At 58.5% G+C, this 16819-nt stretch carries 13 protein-coding genes; 9 read left to right on the top strand and 4 right to left on the bottom strand.

All coding sequences use genetic code 11. The features are described 5' to 3' along the window. Positions 1-53: 53 nt before the first annotated feature. The 3 genes from AC1DHT_RS06635 to AC1DHT_RS06625 all read left to right on the top strand — a co-directional run bounded on the left by AC1DHT_RS06635 (position 54) and on the right by AC1DHT_RS06625 (position 6999). Positions 54-1085 (top strand): histone deacetylase family protein, encoded by a 1032-nt coding sequence (locus AC1DHT_RS06635; protein ID WP_427541240.1) that lies wholly within the window; start codon positions 54-56, stop codon positions 1083-1085. A 12-nt stretch (positions 1086-1097) separates the two neighbouring features. Beyond that, the gene (locus tag AC1DHT_RS06630; RefSeq protein ID WP_427541243.1) at positions 1098-2213 is read left to right on the top strand and encodes a polyamine ABC transporter substrate-binding protein; all 1116 of its coding nucleotides are present in this window, start codon (positions 1098-1100) and stop codon (positions 2211-2213) included. Positions 2214-2373: 160 nt separating this feature from the next. After that, complete coding sequence (locus AC1DHT_RS06625) at positions 2374-6999, top strand: dermonecrotic toxin domain-containing protein (protein WP_442114749.1); 4626 nt, start codon at positions 2374-2376, stop codon at positions 6997-6999. A gap of 120 nt (positions 7000-7119) precedes the next feature. Here the strand turns inward: AC1DHT_RS06625 and pdxR are convergent, their stop codons facing one another. After that, the gene (pdxR, locus tag AC1DHT_RS06620) at positions 7120-8670 is read right to left on the bottom strand and encodes a MocR-like pyridoxine biosynthesis transcription factor PdxR (protein WP_427541249.1); all 1551 of its coding nucleotides are present in this window, start codon (positions 8668-8670) and stop codon (positions 7120-7122) included. 104 nt (positions 8671-8774) lie between these two features. On the opposite strand from pdxR, the gene AC1DHT_RS06615 reads away from it, so the two are divergent. Genes AC1DHT_RS06615 through AC1DHT_RS06605 form a run of 3 tightly spaced genes read left to right on the top strand, consistent with a single transcriptional unit; the run spans position 8775 to position 10551 of the window. Beyond that, positions 8775-9404, top strand: coding sequence for an FMN-binding negative transcriptional regulator (locus AC1DHT_RS06615; protein ID WP_427541252.1), 630 nt, complete (start codon positions 8775-8777; stop codon positions 9402-9404). A 2-nt stretch (positions 9405-9406) separates the two neighbouring features. Then, positions 9407-9853 (top strand): GNAT family N-acetyltransferase, encoded by a 447-nt coding sequence (locus tag AC1DHT_RS06610; RefSeq protein ID WP_427541255.1) that lies wholly within the window; start codon positions 9407-9409, stop codon positions 9851-9853. A 17-nt stretch (positions 9854-9870) separates the two neighbouring features. Then, complete coding sequence (locus AC1DHT_RS06605; protein ID WP_427541258.1) at positions 9871-10551, top strand: GNAT family N-acetyltransferase; 681 nt, start codon at positions 9871-9873, stop codon at positions 10549-10551. A gap of 39 nt (positions 10552-10590) precedes the next feature. Here the strand turns inward: AC1DHT_RS06605 and AC1DHT_RS06600 are convergent, their stop codons facing one another. Then, positions 10591-11490 carry a homocysteine S-methyltransferase family protein gene (locus AC1DHT_RS06600; RefSeq protein WP_347928430.1) on the bottom strand — a complete coding sequence of 300 codons (900 nt, stop codon included), beginning with the start codon at positions 11488-11490 and terminating at the stop codon, positions 10591-10593. A 113-nt stretch (positions 11491-11603) separates the two neighbouring features. On the opposite strand from AC1DHT_RS06600, the gene AC1DHT_RS06595 reads away from it, so the two are divergent. Further along, the gene (locus AC1DHT_RS06595) at positions 11604-12425 is read left to right on the top strand and encodes an ABC transporter substrate-binding protein (RefSeq protein ID WP_103314807.1); all 822 of its coding nucleotides are present in this window, start codon (positions 11604-11606) and stop codon (positions 12423-12425) included. After that, positions 12422-13258, top strand: a complete 837-nt coding sequence (locus AC1DHT_RS06590) for an amino acid ABC transporter permease (RefSeq protein ID WP_427541261.1) — start codon at positions 12422-12424, stop codon at positions 13256-13258. The genes AC1DHT_RS06595 and AC1DHT_RS06590 overlap by 4 nt, the downstream gene beginning before the upstream one ends. 4 nt (positions 13259-13262) lie before the next feature. Here AC1DHT_RS06590 and AC1DHT_RS06585 read toward each other — a convergent pair whose 3' ends face one another. Together AC1DHT_RS06585 and AC1DHT_RS06580 are read right to left on the bottom strand one after the other, a co-directional pair. After that, positions 13263-13541: a helix-turn-helix domain-containing protein gene (locus tag AC1DHT_RS06585; RefSeq protein ID WP_429539566.1), complete on the bottom strand. Its 279-nt coding sequence runs from the start codon at positions 13539-13541 to the stop codon at positions 13263-13265. After that, a complete protein-coding gene (locus AC1DHT_RS06580; RefSeq protein WP_427541267.1) occupies positions 13538-14863 on the bottom strand; it encodes a type II toxin-antitoxin system HipA family toxin in 1326 nt (441 codons plus the stop codon). The genes AC1DHT_RS06585 and AC1DHT_RS06580 overlap by 4 nt, the downstream gene beginning before the upstream one ends. Before the next feature lie 442 nt (positions 14864-15305). Between AC1DHT_RS06580 and AC1DHT_RS06575 the strand changes: the two genes are divergently transcribed. Continuing rightward, positions 15306-16778, top strand: a complete 1473-nt coding sequence (locus AC1DHT_RS06575) for an autotransporter outer membrane beta-barrel domain-containing protein (RefSeq protein WP_427541270.1) — start codon at positions 15306-15308, stop codon at positions 16776-16778. Positions 16779-16819: the final 41 nt, after the last annotated feature.

Genomic DNA, 16819 nt, shown 5'->3' with positions numbered 1-16819 from the left:
GCTGCACGCCGCAAGACTGTGTTCAACCGAATCAGCCTGCGGAGAACAAGAAAATGCTGACGATCTACTCGGACGATCACCACCTGCACCACGGACGCTGCGAATTGATGGACGGGCAACTGATGCCCTGCTTCGAAATGCCCTCGCGGGCCGACCACGTTCTGGCGCGCGTTCAATCCCGCAGCCTGGGGCCGGTGCAAGCGCCGCAGGATTTTGGCCTGGGGCCGATCCAGCGCATCCACAGCGACGACTACCTGACCTTCTTCAAAGGCGCCTGGCAGCGCTGGACCGAGTTCGAACGCGACGGCGATTTGCTGCCCTATACCTGGCCCGCACGCACCCTGCGCACGGTCATCCCGAAAAGCCTGCACGGCCAACTCGGCTATTACAGCTTCGACGGCGGCGCACCGATCACCGCCGGCACCTGGCAAGCCGCCTATAGCGCGGCGCAAGTCGCGCTGACCGCCCAGGCTGCGATCCAACGCGGTGCGCGCAGTGCGTTTGCCCTGTGCCGTCCACCGGGACATCACGCCGCCAGCGACTTGATGGGCGGTTATTGCTACCTCAACAACGCCGCCATCGCCGCCCAGGCGTTCCTCGATCAAGGCCACCAGAAAGTCGCGATCCTCGACGTCGACTACCACCACGGCAACGGCACCCAATCGATTTTCTATCAGCGCAGCGATGTGCTGTTCACCTCGATCCACGGCCACCCGGAAGCTGAATTTCCATTCTTCCTCGGCTACGAAGACGAGCGCGGCGAAGGTGCGGGTGAAGGATTCAATTTCAACTACCCGTTGCCCGCAGGTTCCGGCTGGGACACCTGGAGCGCAGCGCTGGAACAGGCCTGCAAAGAGATCGAACGCTACGGCGCCGACATCGTGGTCGTGTCCCTGGGCGTCGACACCTTCAAGGACGATCCGATCTCCCAGTTCAAGCTCGACAGCCCGGATTACCTGGCGATGGGCGAACGCATCGGCGCCCTTGGCAAGCCGACCCTGTTCGTGATGGAAGGCGGCTACGCGGTGGAAGAAATCGGCATCAATGCCGTGAACGTTCTCGAAGGTTTCAAAAGCGCCCAATGAGGAATTAGAACAATGAACCGACTCAAGCGTTTGATCGTCCCAGCACTCTTCACCACAGTGGCATGCACCACGGTCCTCAGCGGCGCCGTACACGCCGAAGAGCGCACCTTGCGGGTCTACAACTGGTTCGACTACATCACCCCCAAGGCACTGGAAGACTTCAAGGCCGAGAACACCAAGGTCAAACTGGTCTACGACATTTTCGACACCAACGAAGCGCTGGAAGCCAAACTGCTCACCGGCAATTCCGGTTACGACGTGGTGGTGCCGTCCAACGTGTTTCTCGCCAAGCAGATCGAAGCCGGGGTATTCCAGCCACTGGACCGCAGCAAACTACCGAACTGGAACCACCTCGACCCCAAGCTGATGAAGCTGATCGAAGCCAACGACCCGGGCAACAAATTCGCCGTGCCGTACATGTACGGCACTATCCTGATCGGCTTCAACCCGGACAAGGTCAAGGCCGCGCTGGGTACCAACGCACCGGTGGACAGCTGGGACCTGATCTTCAAGGAAGAGAACATCAGCAAACTCAAGCAGTGCGGCGTGGCCTTGCTCGACTCGCCGTCGGAGATCCTGCCGCTGGCCCTGCAGCACCTGGGTCTGGACCCGAACAGCAAAAAGCCGGATGACTACATCAAGGCTGAAGCGCTGCTGATGAAGATTCGCCCGTACATCACCTACTTCCACTCGTCCAAGTACATGGCCGACATCGCCAACGGTGATATCTGCGTCGCCGTCGGTTACTCCGGCAGCTTCTCCCAGGCCGCCAACCGCGCCAAGGATGCCAAGAACGGAGTCATCGTCGACATGCGGCTGCCGAAGGAAGGCGCACCGATCTGGTTCGACATGCTCGCGATCCCGAAAGGGGCAAAAGACCCGGAAGACGCCTACACCTTCATGAACTACCTGTTGCAACCGAAAGTCATTGCGCCGGTCAGCGACTTTGTCGGTTATCCAAACCCGAACAAGGACGCCACGGAAATGGTCGACCCGGCGATCCGCAGCAACCCGAATCTGTACCCGACCGAAGCGGCCATGAGCACGCTCTACACCCTGCAACCGTTGCCGCGCGATGCGGAACGGGCGCGGACCCGGGCCTGGACCAAGATCAAGTCGGGCACCTGAAACGCTCGCCCCACTGAAACCGAAGACCCGCAACGATGCGGGTCTTTTTGTTGATGGCCCTAAATAAATACCACCAGGCCCTCCCCCCCGCCCTCTACCTTGCGATTTGCCCAATCGGCGGTGCACCCGATCGCCAGCAAAACATCATAAGGAAATGGCCATGCCCGACAGTTCAACCACCAGGCCGGTATCCGGCGCCTCGGTCCCCCTCTTCAGTGATTTGCTAAGGCAACTGTCCTCCGGCCCCTCAATCCGCGAGGTTGCCTCAACCGCACTGCGGCCGGCACTCAAAGCGCTGTACCCTCAACTGGACATCAATCCTGCTCTCGTCTTCGTCGTGACGCCGACATGGCAAATCATCGAGGGGAAAGTGGTGCCCGGCATCCGTCGGGTTGAATCACTCACAGGTACGCTGGTCAGGCACAGCCTGCGCAAAACAGCCGTGACCTATATCGATGGCGAACATTACCTCTCGCGGCAACCGAACGGTGACCCACCGATCCAGCTCCCGGTCAAAATCGATGCGATCGGACGCCTGATCAATGAGCTCGCGCCGTTGCTATTCGTGGCGTATCAAGAACAGCAACTGGACTTCTGGAACCAGACCGGCAGCGCGGCAATGCCCCGTTGGCAGGAACTGTCTCGCTCGCTGCGCAATATCTGGGATGTTCGCGGTGTCAAAGGCTGGGACGACGACCAGTGCGCAATGGCCCGCAACCTCTTCAATTACCCGGACCTGGCGGAACGGTTACCCCACGACAAGTACCTGAGCAGAACCTATCTGATCGATCTGGATATTCAGGATGGCGAGACGTCGAAACACCTGCGCCTCCTCGATATCGCGGTGCTGATTGGCGTTGTCGGGCAACGCACACTGATCCTCACGTATTCGATTGCCAACGATTTCCAGTCGTTCGACTCCCTGGAGCAGTTGGGCGAGTCATTGCTCACCTACCTCGAAACGCCAGTATCTGCCTTGCAATGGCGCCTGTTTGAGCCGAGCGGCAATTTTTTCGACATCCAGGCCTGTACCATGATTGCCCTTCAAAGCGACACAATCGGGGAGATAGACGCCTCCACGCCACTCCCCGGGTCCAACCTCGGGCATCATGTCAGCAGTGTCGCGAATGACTTCGATGGGTTGAGCGCCAAAGAGTATTTGCGCTTCAGCCGAATACACGACTTGCTACCCACCTGGCTCGCGAAGGCCTCGTCAGCGGATCTGAGCTCCTACAGCCGATACTTGATGGACCTGGCACAACTGCAAGCTGAAAACGCCGGCAGATCCTTTCAGGATGGCATCCCGTCGATCCAGGACTTCGCCCTCCAGGCCGTTTGGCGTCAGATGCTCATAGAACATCCCGACGCGGCAAAGCTGAAACTCGAAGACATCGAAATCATCGTCACCAGCCCCGTCGTCTGGGGCACCTTCGTGCTTCCCGGCAAGACCGATATCACCAGAATTCCTCTCACCGAACTCGCACTGGAAAACCTGATTGCGATCCCTCTTGGCAACAAGGTCGTGCATTGCAAAAACGCTGATGCGGTCCCGGTATGGATGACACCCACCTACCTCGAAGGACTGGTGAGTCAGGTAAACATCGGCCAGACCTACCCCGCACTCATCAAGCGCACATTGATCGACGCCACCCTGGACTCACAGCGCAGACAAAACCTCTACACCCGTCATTTGCGTCTGCAACTGCCACTGCTGGCACTGCAAAACAAAATCCGCGGCGAGGCCGGCATCGATGAGCGAGGCTATCGATACGTGGCCGCTGTCATGGCGTCTTCCAGCGAAAACCGCCAAGTGGACGGGCATGAGATCGTCATGCGCCCGCTGGCCTTCTTCCCGAGTCTCGAACCTGACGCAACGCCCGATGAGGTCGATAACATGTTCGTGATCGGCCCAAGGGCTCAGGGCACCGGACCGGTCTTGCTCTACCGGCCATTGCTCGCTCCTGCACTAATCCAGTACCCCTCTACCGAGAATCTGCTGTACGCGATCAAACATTCAAAAGAATTACGCCTGTCGGTGCTCGCCTGGTTACCTGACAGCGCCCGCACCAACTACGCCCGCTACGTTTTCCCTGGTGAGCTGCCCTCGGTCTGGAGCCTGTCGCAATTGCTGGTCGATCCACTGACGCCGCTGACGATGACAGGCCCGATTTCCTTTGGTGAAAGGGTGATCGAAGACGAGCTGATGCCAACGCTCTTCAACGCCAATGCCAGTGCGCTGATCACTCTGGCGGACCGGCAATCGGTATCAAACGCTGAAAATCGTTGGGCCACGCTCAAGCAAAGTGCCTGGATGATCTTCAATGCCGCCTTGCCTTTCCTCGGACGCACGGTGGGCACAGCCGCCTGGATCTGGCAGATCATGGATGACCTGCAACAGGCAGCCGACGCCAGGGAAAATGCCGATAGCCAGCACGAGTGGGCCGCCTTGACCGACGTTTTCCTGACCCTCGCGATGGTGCTCGTCAGTCACGCAACCACGCCACGCGAATCTGCACAGAAAACCACAACACCCCATGGCAGCAGGCCACGAGAGACAGCTCTTCCTGAAAAAGTCAGCGTGACCCGCAAACCCGATGTCGCCACTGACACCCTGCCAGCCTTACACGAAACATCGCTCCACTCAGACACAGCCCTGATCCGTTCTCGCTTGAGCCTGGGACACCTGCTCGATAGCTTCAAGATTCCAAAACCCGAAGGCCTTGGCCAACCCGTGATCGAGCAAGGTCCGCACCAACACCTCTCGGCCCTTGGGCAAAAATGGTACGCCAACGTCGGCGAGCGCTGGTTCGAGGTCACCGTGAACGATAACGACGATGTGCTGATCATTGACTCCCGACAACAAACCTTGCGCACCGGCCCGCTGTTGGTCAACAACCAGACAGGTGAATGGTTCGTCGATACCCGGCTGCGACTGCGTGGCGGCGGCTTGAAAAGTCGCAGGGAACAGATGCAGCGCGAGAACAAAGCGCGCATCGCCGAACTTCGCACACAACTGGCTGCATTCGACCTCGAGATGGACAGCAAACGCGCCGAGCTTACGAGCGCCCATGCGGCCCTGAACAATGCACCCAGTACATCCGTCGAAACCCGACGCCAGCTGTTTCTCGACAAACTGGACGCACGCCTGAAGGACTATGACGCCACGCTCGACCGGTTGAAAACGCTGAACAGGCTCGACACGGTCCCCAATTACCGTACCGCCATGGTCGAACTGCTGGGTACTCAGTTGTTCTTCAATCAAACCGGGATCGATCAACAGCATGCCACCTACACCCAGACGCTACGTCGTACTTTCGAGCTTCTTGAACAAGCGGAGACAGAAGGAAACGAGCTGGACCGCGATACGCTGCTGAAAATGACGGATCTGACCGAAGAGCTCATCAACAAGATCGATTTCGCTCAATCGCGCTTCCAGGAACTGAGCACGCTCGGAAAGAACGCCGCCGAGCTGGCCCACGAGTACAAACAGAAATTACCCACCTTTGACGTGCAGGATCTGAAAGCATTCCAGGTCACTCTGGCCAAGGAGCTGTGCTTGAAAGACGGCAATATCCCCCTCATGGCCGAGGCCAGGATTGCCATGGACAGTATCGGTGAGCATGCCGACCTGACCATTCAGGCATCCATGGAGGTGTCCCTTGAGGATAACGAACTCAACCTTGGTGAACGCATCGAGACCCTCAATACCCTGGTGAGTCAGTTCACAGCCATCGACCAGCGCCTTGAAGACTTCGCAATCGACTACCCCGAGCAACTGATCCAGCAGCAGTTTGACCGTCTGCGTAAGCGAACCAATGAGTTCCATCAGGCGACGGTCAACTACCTGGTGCAGTTGCTGCGCGAGCGAGAGGCCCTGGAGCCCAAGCCTGGTCCCTCACGAGTCGCTGCACCACCGCGCAAAAAAATCATCAAGACCCGTTACAAGGGCATAGTCGTCGGTGAAGTCCGCAAGGACACGCCGGTCGATGAGGTTCTGGTCGACGTCACCGAGCCGATGACGGGCAAAGTCATTGCTACCTTCCATGAGAAAACGCCCGGCGTCTGGCTTGAGCGAGCGACCAGAAAGCCTTCAACGGCAACCGGCCTGGTTCTGGATCTGGGCGCCCAGGTAGAGGTCGGTCAGGCGCTGCTCAATGATCTGGAAACCTTCATCAACCGCACCAGAGCGCACTCAAAACGCCCGAACCGGATTCCGGTGGAAATAGAGGATATGTTTCAGCAGCAAGCTCGAAAACTGCAGCGTGCAGCCAACGGCATTGAAGAGTCCTTGAGTACCGGCAACACCACGGACACTCAATCGGATTCAGCCAAGACCCTGAAAAAACAGCTCACCGAAGCGGTCGCGCGACTTTACTCAGAAGGTCATATGACCCGGCTGGAAATGATCAAACTGCAACCTCCCACTGCCGCACGCATCGAGTGGTTACGCAGCAAAAACGCGGTCGACATCGTCCGCAACGGCGAACGCAAACGACTCAAAGGCCCTGGGAAGGATTACCTTCAGGAATACGAAATTCTTGACCGAAAAACCCGTAAACCGCTGTGGTACGCGCACTTCCATTACGCCGGGCTCACGGGCCCTGCCGACTCGTTTACGGCGGCTCACCTGAAAACCCGTGATCAACGATTATTGAAGGGGCGCTTCGACTGGCATGCGACAACCAGCAATCACGAGCTGATTGCGGTCTATCGCAGTGAGATCAGCCCGCAACAGGCCAAAGCATTGTTCTTCACGCAGGCACCACCCTCTGCCTCAGGGTCGTGAGTCACACGCCCGACTAGAACCTGAGACCCGCGCTGATGCGGGTCTTTTTTGCACGCATATTCAGTTACCGCCTGGGGCTTTCAGTTTTCCCACCTGCCTCACGACTCAGCCCTCCAAATCTCAGCGGCACCAGACCTTTTTCAACCGCCCGAGCGCTGCCTTGATCGCCTCCTCGGGCACCGCCGCGAAACCCAGCACCAGCCCGGCGCGCTGGTCTGGCAGGGTGCATGACTCCGGCAGCCAATAGTTGCTCAGGCCATTGATCTCGACGTCAACACTCGCTGCGGCGTCGATCAATTCGCGCTCGCGGGCCTGAGTGTCGACCGCCACCGTCAAGTGCAGCCCCGCCGCGACACCTGGCAGGCTGCCAACACCCGGGATATCCACAGGCCAACCCGCCAACAGCGTGTTGCGCCGACTCAAGGCCGCGCGCCGCATACGGCGAATATGCCGCTGAAAATGCCCGGCAGCCATGAACTCGGCCATCACTGCCTGAGTGCTCACCTCGGAATGGCGCACATCCACCGCACGACGCTGGGAGAACGCGTCTACCAGGCCCATCGGTAACACCAGATACCCCAGACGCAATGCCGGAAACGCGACTTTGCCGAAGGTGCCGACGTAAAGCACTCGACCCTGTCGATCCAGCGCCGCCAAGGGCGCCAGTGGAGCGCCGCTGTAGCGATACTCGCCGTCGTAGTCATCCTCGATGATCCAGCCGTCAGTGCGTTCAGCCCAGGCGAGCAATTCCAGACGCCGCGCCAGGCTCATGATCACCCCGGTCGGATATTGATGAGACGGCGTGACGTAGGTCAATCGACAGTCGCTCAACTCAGCCAGTTCGGCACAATTGATGCCTTCGTTGTCCACCGAGACCCCATGCAAACGCGCCCCGGCTACGGCGAAGGCATGCCCAGCCGCGCGATAGCCGGGGTTTTCCACAGCCACCCCATCGCCGGGCTCCACCAGCAGCTGTGCACAAAGGCTAATCCCCTGCTGTGCGCCACTGGTGATCACAATTTGCTCAGCACTGCACTGCATGCCGCGCGAACTGCGCAAATAGGCCGCGATCAATCCGCGCAAGCGCTCGTAACCTTCGGGCGCGCCGTAACACAGTTGCTGTAAATCCGGCTTACGCCAGAAAGCCGCATTCAGCTTGGCCCAGACCTCAAACGGGAACAGATCAAAGGCCGGCACACCCACCCGAAAAGCCCTCGGCGGACCACTTGGAGGCCTGGGCAAATGGTGCTTCTCGACCCGCTCCAAAGCACCACTGTGGATAACTTTACTGGATGAAACCCCAGGTAAATCCGGCCATTTTGTGGATAACCCTGTGGGTAAGCCTGTTGGTAACCCTGTGGATACTTTTGTGGATAGTTTTTTCGTCGGTAACGCAGTCTGCGGCAATTGCGCCACGTATGTGCCGTCCCCCACCCGTCCCTCGATGAAACCTTCGGCGTAGAGTTGATCGTAGGCACGGACCACGCTATTGCGTGAAATCGACAACGCCGCAGCCAGATCGCGGCTGGCAGGCAAGCGTGTGCCACTCACCAGCCGACCGTCGAGCACACGCAGGCGCAAGGCCTGATAAAGCTGACGACTCAAGCCCTGACGGCGATCGAGTTCGATACCCGCCGGGTTGAACGACAGGGACAGCGGCGGGTTGTTCATGGCAATGGAGCCTCGCTAATGGACCTACGAAATTGGCTGTTAATGGCTCTTACAACAGACCAATAGCCTGCCTAGGATAAAGGCATTCGCCAAGGAAAATATCCATGTATACCCCCAGCGCATTTGCCATCGAAGACCTTCCCGCCCTGCATCAGCAGATCCTCGACACACGCCTGGCCATCCTCGTCACTCACGGTGAGCAGGGCTTGCAGGCCAGCCATGTGCCGCTGTTGCTCAGCCCGGAACAAGGGCCGAATGGCACCCTTTACGGCCACTTGGCCCGAGCCAATCCACAGTGGCAGGAGCTGGAAGCCGGGGCCGAGGCGCTGGTGATTTTTGCCGGGGCCGATGCTTACGTCAGCCCGTCGTACTACCCCAGCAAAGCGGACCACGGCAAAGTTGTGCCAACCTGGAACTATGTGGCGGTACACGCCTATGGCAACGCCGAAGTGTTCAGCGATGCTCATCGCCTGCGCAATGTGGTCAGCGCCCTGACCGATCGCCATGAACGCGACCGCACCCAGCCGTGGAAAGTCGACGACGCGCCGGCCCATTACATCGACGGCATGCTCAAGGCCATTGTCGGCTTCGCCCTGCCGATCCAGCGTCTGGAAGGCAAGCGCAAGCTCAGCCAGAACCGCAGTACCGCAGACATCACCGGCGTGCGCGAAGGGCTGATCGCCAGCGCCAATCCGCACGACCAGGCCCTCGCCCACCTGATGCCCAAGGAATGATCATGAGTCAGATCGAGATTCGCCGTGTTACCGCCGATGACCACGCAGCCTGGCTGCCGTTGTGGCAAGCCTACCTGCGTTTCTACAACACCGAGCTGCCGGAGGCTGTCAGCCACAGCACCTGGCAACGGTTCCTCGACCCGAGCGAGCCGACTCACGCCGCCCTCGCCTGGGCCGATGGCAAAGCGGTGGGCATGGTGCATTTCATCTATCACCGCTCGAACTGGAGCATCGAAAACTCCTGCTACCTGCAAGACTTGCTGGTGACGCCCGAAACCCGTGGCACCGGCGTCGGCCGCAAGCTGATCGAATTCGTCTACGCCACTGCCAAGGCGGACGGTTGCTGCAAGGTTCATTGGCTGACCCACGAAACCAACGGCACCGCGATCCAGCTCTACGAGCGCATTGCCGAACGTCCTGGTTTCATCCAGTTTCGCAAAGCCCTTTAAGGCTCAAGGAGAGCAACATGTCGACTTCACTCGCTGACTGGAAAGGCGCTCCAGCTCCCTCGGTTCAACTGATCGAAGGACGCTTCATTCGCCTGGAAAAACTCGACCCGGCACGCCACGCCGACGGCTTGTTCAAAGCCCTGCAAGGCCCGGGCGCCGACCCGAAGCTGTGGGATTACTTGCCTTACGGCCCGTTCCCGGAACGCAGCGCGTTCAACGACTGGCTGAACAACCACGCGGCCAACAGCGACCCGTATTTCTTCAGCGTCATCGACCGTACCAGCGGTGAAGTGCAAGGCCTTCTCAGCCTGATGTCGATCGTCCCGGCCCACGGGCGCATCGAAATCGGCCACGTCACCTTTGGCGCCCCGATGCAGCGCTCACCGAAAAGCACCGAAGCGGTGTACCTGCTGGCCAAGGAATCGTTCGCTCTGGGCTACCGTCGCCTGGAATGGAAGTGCAACAACGGCAATGCCCGCTCCAAATACGCCGCCGAACGCCTGGGCTTCAGCTTTGAAGGCGTGTTCCGCCAGCACATGGTGGTCAAGGGCCAGAACCGCGACACCGCGTGGTATTCGATCCTGGACTCGGAGTGGCCGGCGATTGGGGCGGGATTTGAGAAGTGGCTGAGCGAGGAAAATCAGACGGATTCGGGTCAGTTGAAAACGCTGGCTGAGTGCCGGGGTAATGGCGCCTGATGACCGTTCCCACGCGAAGCGTGGGAACATCTTTTGGCTTTACGCCAGCTTCTGCGCCAACACCGCAATATGCTCCGGGCCAATCCCGCAGCAACCACCGAGATGGCTCGCACCGCGTTTCTGCCAATCGGCCGCCCAATGCAGGTAACCGGGCGGATCGAGGTCCTCGCGCAACGGGTCCAGACCATCATTGGCCGTGGCCTCTTTCGGTTGCGGCGGGAAGGCGTTGGCGTATGCGCCGATGTGTACTTTCACACCCAAACGCTCAAAGGTTTCCCGCGCAGCATCAATCGCCGCACCGATTACTTCCGGCTGGCTGCAGTTGAACAGCAGCGTCTCGACCCCCAGCTCTGCGGCCACCGCAGCGGCATCGGCCACGGGTTCACCTGAACGCAAACGCGGTACTTCGTCCGTGTCTTCATCCTTCAAGGTAAACGACAGCCAGAACGGCTTGCCGTCCTTTGGCAAACCGGCATGAATAGCCCGCGCCTCGACAATCGAACTCTGGGTTTCAGCCAGCCACAGATCGACATGAGGTGCCAGCCCCGTCACCAATGGCGTCAGCAATTCAGTCACCCGGGCAGCATCAAAAAGGTCCGGACGATAGGAACCGAACAGCGGCGGCAATGAACCCGCCACACGCACGGGCTGTCTAGCCGCGTCGGCTGCACGCCGTGCCAGCTCCCCCGCCAATGCGGCGAGCGCCTGACCTTCAGCCGCAAAACGTTCTTCACCGATATGAAACGGCACCACCGCGTAGCTGTTGCTGGTGATCACGTTTGCACCGCTTTCGATATAAGCCGTATGGACGGCCTCAACCGCTTGCGGTGCTTCGCTCAACGCCAGCGCGGACCACTCAGGCTGCCTGAACGGCGCGCCTCGGCGTTGCAGTTCGCGACCCATACCGCCATCCAGAATTACCGTGCTGCCTGCGTCCATATGTTTTTTTCTCATATGCTTATGAAAATAACTCACTACCAGAGTCGTCCTTATAACTATTAAATACGCACCATTCAGTTAATAACAACTTCTTTTTTAGTCAGGAACTGCCCGTGAAACTTCAACCGCTACTGGCCCTGGGCCTGACGATTCTCGCTGCCTCTTCCCAAGCCTTTGCCGGCGCCACGCTGGATCGTATCGAGCAAAAGAAAGAGTTGGTGGGCGTGCTGATGGAAAGCTATCCGCCGTTCTCGTTCCTCAACGATCAGAACCAGCTCGACGGTTTCGACGTCGACGTGGCCAAAGCCGTGGCGGACAAACTTGGCGTCAAACTGCGTCTCGAAACGCCGTCCTGGGACGTGATCGCTGCCGGTCGCTGGAGCGGTCGTTATGACATCTGCATCTGCTCCATGACCCCGAGCAAGGCCCGCGCCGAAGTCTTCGATTTCCCGGTGGAGTACTACGCTTCGCCAGCCGTGATCGTGGTCAATGCCAAAGACGATCGCATCCATGGCGCCAAGGACCTGAGCGGCAAAAAAGTCGGCCTCACCAGCGCGTCCAGCTACGAAAGCTACCTGAACAAAAACCTGGTGATCGAAGGCGCTGAAGACACCCGATTGCAGTACCCGTTCGAGGATGTGCAGATCGCTCCGTATGACACCGACAACGTCGCCTTCCAGGACCTGAGCCTGGGCGCCGGCGTGCGACTGGATGCGGTCCTCACCAACCTTGTGACCGCACAACCGCGCCTGACCCAGGACCAGCGCTTCAAGCTCGCCGGCGAGCCGCTGTACTCGGAACCCAACTCCGTGGCCATCGAAAAGGGTGATGCCCAGTGGGATGGCAAAGTGCGCGAAGTCTTTGCCCAGTTGAAACAGGACGGCACCCTGACCCGGCTGTCACAAAAATGGATCGGCGCCGATATCAGCAAATGACTTCTTTCCCCCGCCCTCCTCAGCCACCGCAACCGGTGGCTGAGTCATTGCTCAAACGCGTCTTTGGTTTTCGTACCCGCCTGTACCTGACTTGGGCGACGATGCTGGGTTTGTTCGCGAGTTTCTTCCTGAGCTTCGACCTGAAGTTTTCGATCATTCTCGACAAGCTGCCGAACCTGATCGGCCTGCATCTGGCGCCCAACGGCTTCTTGCAAGGCGCGGCGCTGACACTGTTTTTGTGCCTGTGCTCGATTGTCGCCTCGTCGCTGCTGGGCTTCATCACCGCCCTGGCGCGGTTGTCGAAGAGTGCCGTGGCGTTCGGCATCGCAAGTTTCTACGCATCGTTTTTTCGTGGTACGCCGTTGCTGATTCAGATCCTGTTGATCTACCTCGGCCTGCCACAGCTGGGCATTGTCCCCGGCGCCATTGCCGCCGGGATCATTGCGTTATCGCTGAATTACGGGGCGTACCTGAGTGAAATTTTCCGCGCCGGCATCGTCGGTGTACCGCATGGCCAGCGCGAAGCTTCCCTCGCGCTGGGAATGCGCGAGTCGGTGATCTTCTGGCGAGTCACCCTGCCACAGGCCATGCGCACCATCATTCCGCCCACCACCAACCAATTCATCTCGATGCTCAAAGACTCATCACTGATCTCGGTGATGGGCGTCTGGGAAGTGATGTTCCTGGCGCAGTCCTATGGCCGCTCCAGTTATCGCTACATCGAAATGCTGAGCACGGCAGCGATCATTTACTGGTTGTTGTCGATTGGTCTGGAGTTGATTCAGGCACGGATGGAGCGGCATTACGGGAAGGCGTACAAGCAGCGGAGCTAAGGGTTCAGCTGATCGTACGCCGAATCTTCACCACGCCCATTTGCATCCCGAATGGGCGGAACACGGCGTTAAGTGATTTGAGCGTCTGGTTCCCTTCTCCGTGCTCGATGTGCACCAGCGTACGCACGGAGATTTTGCACATCTTTGCGAACTGGCTTTGGTGTAAACCGGTCACCTCAACTCGCAATTGGCGCACCGCTTCGCCGATAGCCAATGTGTCATTGGCTAACTCTTGCTGAATACTTTCGATCAGCAGTGTTCGCTCTGACACTGTCATGCTCATTGCAGCCCCCACTCCCTTAAACGATGCTCAAGATGTCGCAAAGCAATTCGAGGGTGATTCATCGTCACCTCAGGCAGACCGCTTTCGGTCAGTATGTCCGGCAGCGCCCGCAAGCGATTGGCTTGCTCGCGCAACCGCTCGAAGACCACCTGCGAATCGACAATCCCCGTTAACGCATTACAGACGCCACGCCAATCGACATCCCCCGCCAACTCCAAATCCCGTGGCCATTTTGTGGTCCGGGTGATGCCTTCATCGTCCATGACCATCGGTGCCAGGTCGTAGATCGGTGCTAGTTCAAACGAATTGGCGTGGCGGATGATCGCGGTGTTACGTCCATGGTTATCTGAGTTGCCGAGTATTTTGTTGAGCAGGTCACGACGCAGGTAGTCCACGACCAGATCCTCAATGTGCGCCGCTTGTCCAGTCGACCGCCAAAGGTCGGCAAGGAGCCGGATCACCTCCAAGTGATCCATGGGACTTCCCGGGGTAGTCACTCCGGCCAGTGAGTAAATCGACTCAACCGCCAGTCGCTCGAGGCCCTGCTCGTTTATACGACGGTCAAAACGCTGCATCCACAAACTGGGTTTTGTCGCCTCTTCCAAAGCCAGCCCTGCTGTGGCCACGGTGTCGATGCCAAGCATCTGCAGCGCCTTGTAGTAATGGAACTCGCTTCTGAGGATGTCTTTGTCGGTTTGTGTGCCTTGGTTACGAGCGAACTTCACAAACCAGTGCTGTGCCACTTCGGTGTCATCCAGCATTGCATCCGGATACAGCAGGCCTTCACGGTTTTCTGTCAGCAACAGCTTGGGCGCTTCACCACCTGCCCCCGTCGCACCATCAATGGCTGCACCTTGTTCGTAGGCATATTCCAGAAAGCGATTGTCGCGCGAGATCACGTCGTCACGCTGGAAGCCCACTGCCGGGCGGCTGCTCAGTGTTTCAAGCGACTCCTTGATCCGCATATTGCCAATGGGGGCCGGTGTACTGCGGGCCAGTAAAAACAGGTCGGCGCTAATGCCCTCTGGCTTGTCGCGACCAATGTGCGTCATGAGGAACCGTTTGGCTGCCCCCGCTGGCGCAATGTCGTGCAAGAACGCCGGAGCAGTCGAGGTTCGCTGCCCCTCCCAGGCTACCGGGACATTGGCGCTCACAGCCCCAGCGAAAGGACTTGGTATATCGTTGATGTTGTCGACCAGATAACCCAATTCGTAGCCAAAGTTGCACCGACTGGCGAAGCCTTGCTCCGGGTCATCAAAGCTCAGGACCATGGCATCCTGCCATTCCCCAGCCGAATGAATTTGTAGCGTTAGCGTCAGCATTGCTTGCTCCTGCAATTTAATACATTTGCAAAGGCTTAAAACATGAGGCGATTGCAATATAGTGCATAAATTAAGTTCGCACACGGCAAAAATGTGCATTTAAATGCATACAACAGATAATTCCAGACAATTAAATGCATTAAATTGCGTTTTCGCGCGATTGAACCCCACACATCAATCTGGAAAAAACTTCTGCATGCTAGAAGAATGGCCTGATTGGACAGTGGCAGACGCGTTTCCGAGCCTTCGCAAATCGACACATCCGAGAACGACGTAAGGAAAAACGTCAGCAACGGGAGGCCAATAGTCATGCGGCCTCCAAGGCGGAGCCTTTTCTACAACCGAAGCTCCCACACCTCGCACAAGAGCCGGAAATACCCGGCATCGGGGGATGTGCCCGCCCTTTTAGAGTTCGACTTCCCCAAGGAAGAGGTCGCATTCAATGCCCATTTTGCACATTCATCGTCCACACCATCTCGCCCTGGCAATTGTCCTCGCCTTCGGCTGCAACGAAATGTCCCACGCTCAGCAAACAGAGCCCGAAGTAACCGAGACCAAGCCCCGTCCGGTCAAAGCCCGAAAACCTGCGAAACCCAAACCCGCCCCTCAGGACTCTGTCGAACGGCACTTACCCGACGTCCCCGTCACCACAGCAGTGGCGTTGATCACCCCCGATAACAGACAAGCCGCTCCTGATCCTGATCCTGTTCCTGATCCGCTGCTCGTCGAGAACATGATTGCCCCCAAAGAACCCTCGGCAAGTGAAGGATTGATCGCTGCACTGGCACCTGAACTCCCGGCGGAAGTGATGACCAATGCCCCCCCGGTCGCCAACAGCCTCGACTCCGATAAACCCGGCACAACACAAACGCCGAAGACGGTTGCGAACAATGCCGCCATCAATGCCCTGCTCACCAGCGACACCGCAACGGCCGCCATAGCGCTGGAGCAACTGGCCGGCGTCAGCAACGCCAACCTCGCCTATGCCACGTTGAGCAGTGTCCGGCCGGTCAGCGCGAGCATGCTTTCCGCCATGCGCGAGCTGAGCAACGATGCAAGTCTGCAAGACCGCTCGGCAACTGGTCACGATATCAACGGCAAGGTCTGGGTCCAGGCGCTGGGCAACTCCGCAACCCTTGATGACAAACTGGACGACAGCGCCCTTCGGCAACGCACTCACGGCATTGTGGTGGGGGCCGACTGGTCACTCGACAATGAATGGCGCGCGGGCTTGCTGGGTGGCAAATCACAGACTCGCCTGGACGGGGTGTTACTGGACGGCGATCTCGACAGCTGGCACCTCGGTGCCTATGCCTTGCGTCAAAGCGGCCCGCTGGCATTGCGACTGGGTGCGACTTACAGCAGTCATGACGGAACCACCAAACGCAACATTGCCTTCAATGGTTACAGCGACCCACTCAAAGGCAGCTACGACGCCAGCAGCCAGCAGGTTTTCGCCGAAGTCGGCTACAACCTGAGCAGTGGCGCCCTGCAGGTCGAGCCTTTCGCAAGCCTGGGGTATGAACATTATCAACGTGACAGCTACCGGGAAAAAGGTGGGGATGCTGCGCTGAAAGTCGACAAACAAACCCAACGCAACTTCAACAGCATCTTTGGCCTGCGCCTGGCACACCATAGCGACCTGGAAAACGGCATGCGCCTGACCCCGCGTATGAGCGCTGGCTGGAAGCACACCTACGGCGATGTCAGCAGCCATCTACGTCAGACTTTTTTGGCGGGTAGCGAGACGTTCTACGTCGAAGGCATTCCACTGGATCGCAACAGCCTGACACTGGAAGCGGGGTTGGATCTGAGGATCTCGAAGCAGCAGTCCCTGAGCATTGCCTACAACGGTGAGATGAGCAGCAACAGCCACGAAAACGGCGTGATGGGGCAGTGGCGGATGAACTTCTAACGTCCACAAATCCGCGGTGAAAAAAAAGGGGGGCACATGCC

This window comes from Pseudomonas sp. 05N432 (genome assembly GCF_056396945.1).
The sequence above is the reverse complement of the archived record's forward strand: the minus strand, read 5'-3'. Positions and strand labels throughout refer to the sequence as shown.

Excerpts from the sequence above, each read along its gene's own strand:
- AC1DHT_RS06635 (WP_427541240.1), top strand. The coding sequence starts at position 54 with ATGCTGACGATCTACTCGGACGATCACCACCTGCACCACGGACGCTGC.
- AC1DHT_RS06575 (WP_427541270.1), top strand. The coding sequence starts at position 15,306 with ATGCCCATTTTGCACATTCATCGTCCACACCATCTCGCCCTGGCAATT.
- AC1DHT_RS06580 (WP_427541267.1), bottom strand. The coding sequence starts at position 14,863 with ATGCTGACGCTAACGCTACAAATTCATTCGGCTGGGGAATGGCAGGAT.
- AC1DHT_RS06625 (WP_442114749.1), top strand. The coding sequence starts at position 2,374 with ATGCCCGACAGTTCAACCACCAGGCCGGTATCCGGCGCCTCGGTCCCC.
- AC1DHT_RS06610 (WP_427541255.1), top strand. The coding sequence starts at position 9,407 with ATGAGTCAGATCGAGATTCGCCGTGTTACCGCCGATGACCACGCAGCC.
- AC1DHT_RS06600 (WP_347928430.1), bottom strand. The coding sequence starts at position 11,490 with ATGGACGCAGGCAGCACGGTAATTCTGGATGGCGGTATGGGTCGCGAA.
- AC1DHT_RS06630 (WP_427541243.1), top strand. The coding sequence starts at position 1,098 with ATGAACCGACTCAAGCGTTTGATCGTCCCAGCACTCTTCACCACAGTG.
- pdxR (WP_427541249.1), bottom strand. The coding sequence starts at position 8,670 with ATGAACAACCCGCCGCTGTCCCTGTCGTTCAACCCGGCGGGTATCGAA.
- AC1DHT_RS06590 (WP_427541261.1), top strand. The coding sequence starts at position 12,422 with ATGACTTCTTTCCCCCGCCCTCCTCAGCCACCGCAACCGGTGGCTGAG.
- AC1DHT_RS06585 (WP_429539566.1), bottom strand. The coding sequence starts at position 13,541 with ATGAGCATGACAGTGTCAGAGCGAACACTGCTGATCGAAAGTATTCAG.
- AC1DHT_RS06615 (WP_427541252.1), top strand. The coding sequence starts at position 8,775 with ATGTATACCCCCAGCGCATTTGCCATCGAAGACCTTCCCGCCCTGCAT.
- AC1DHT_RS06605 (WP_427541258.1), top strand. The coding sequence starts at position 9,871 with ATGTCGACTTCACTCGCTGACTGGAAAGGCGCTCCAGCTCCCTCGGTT.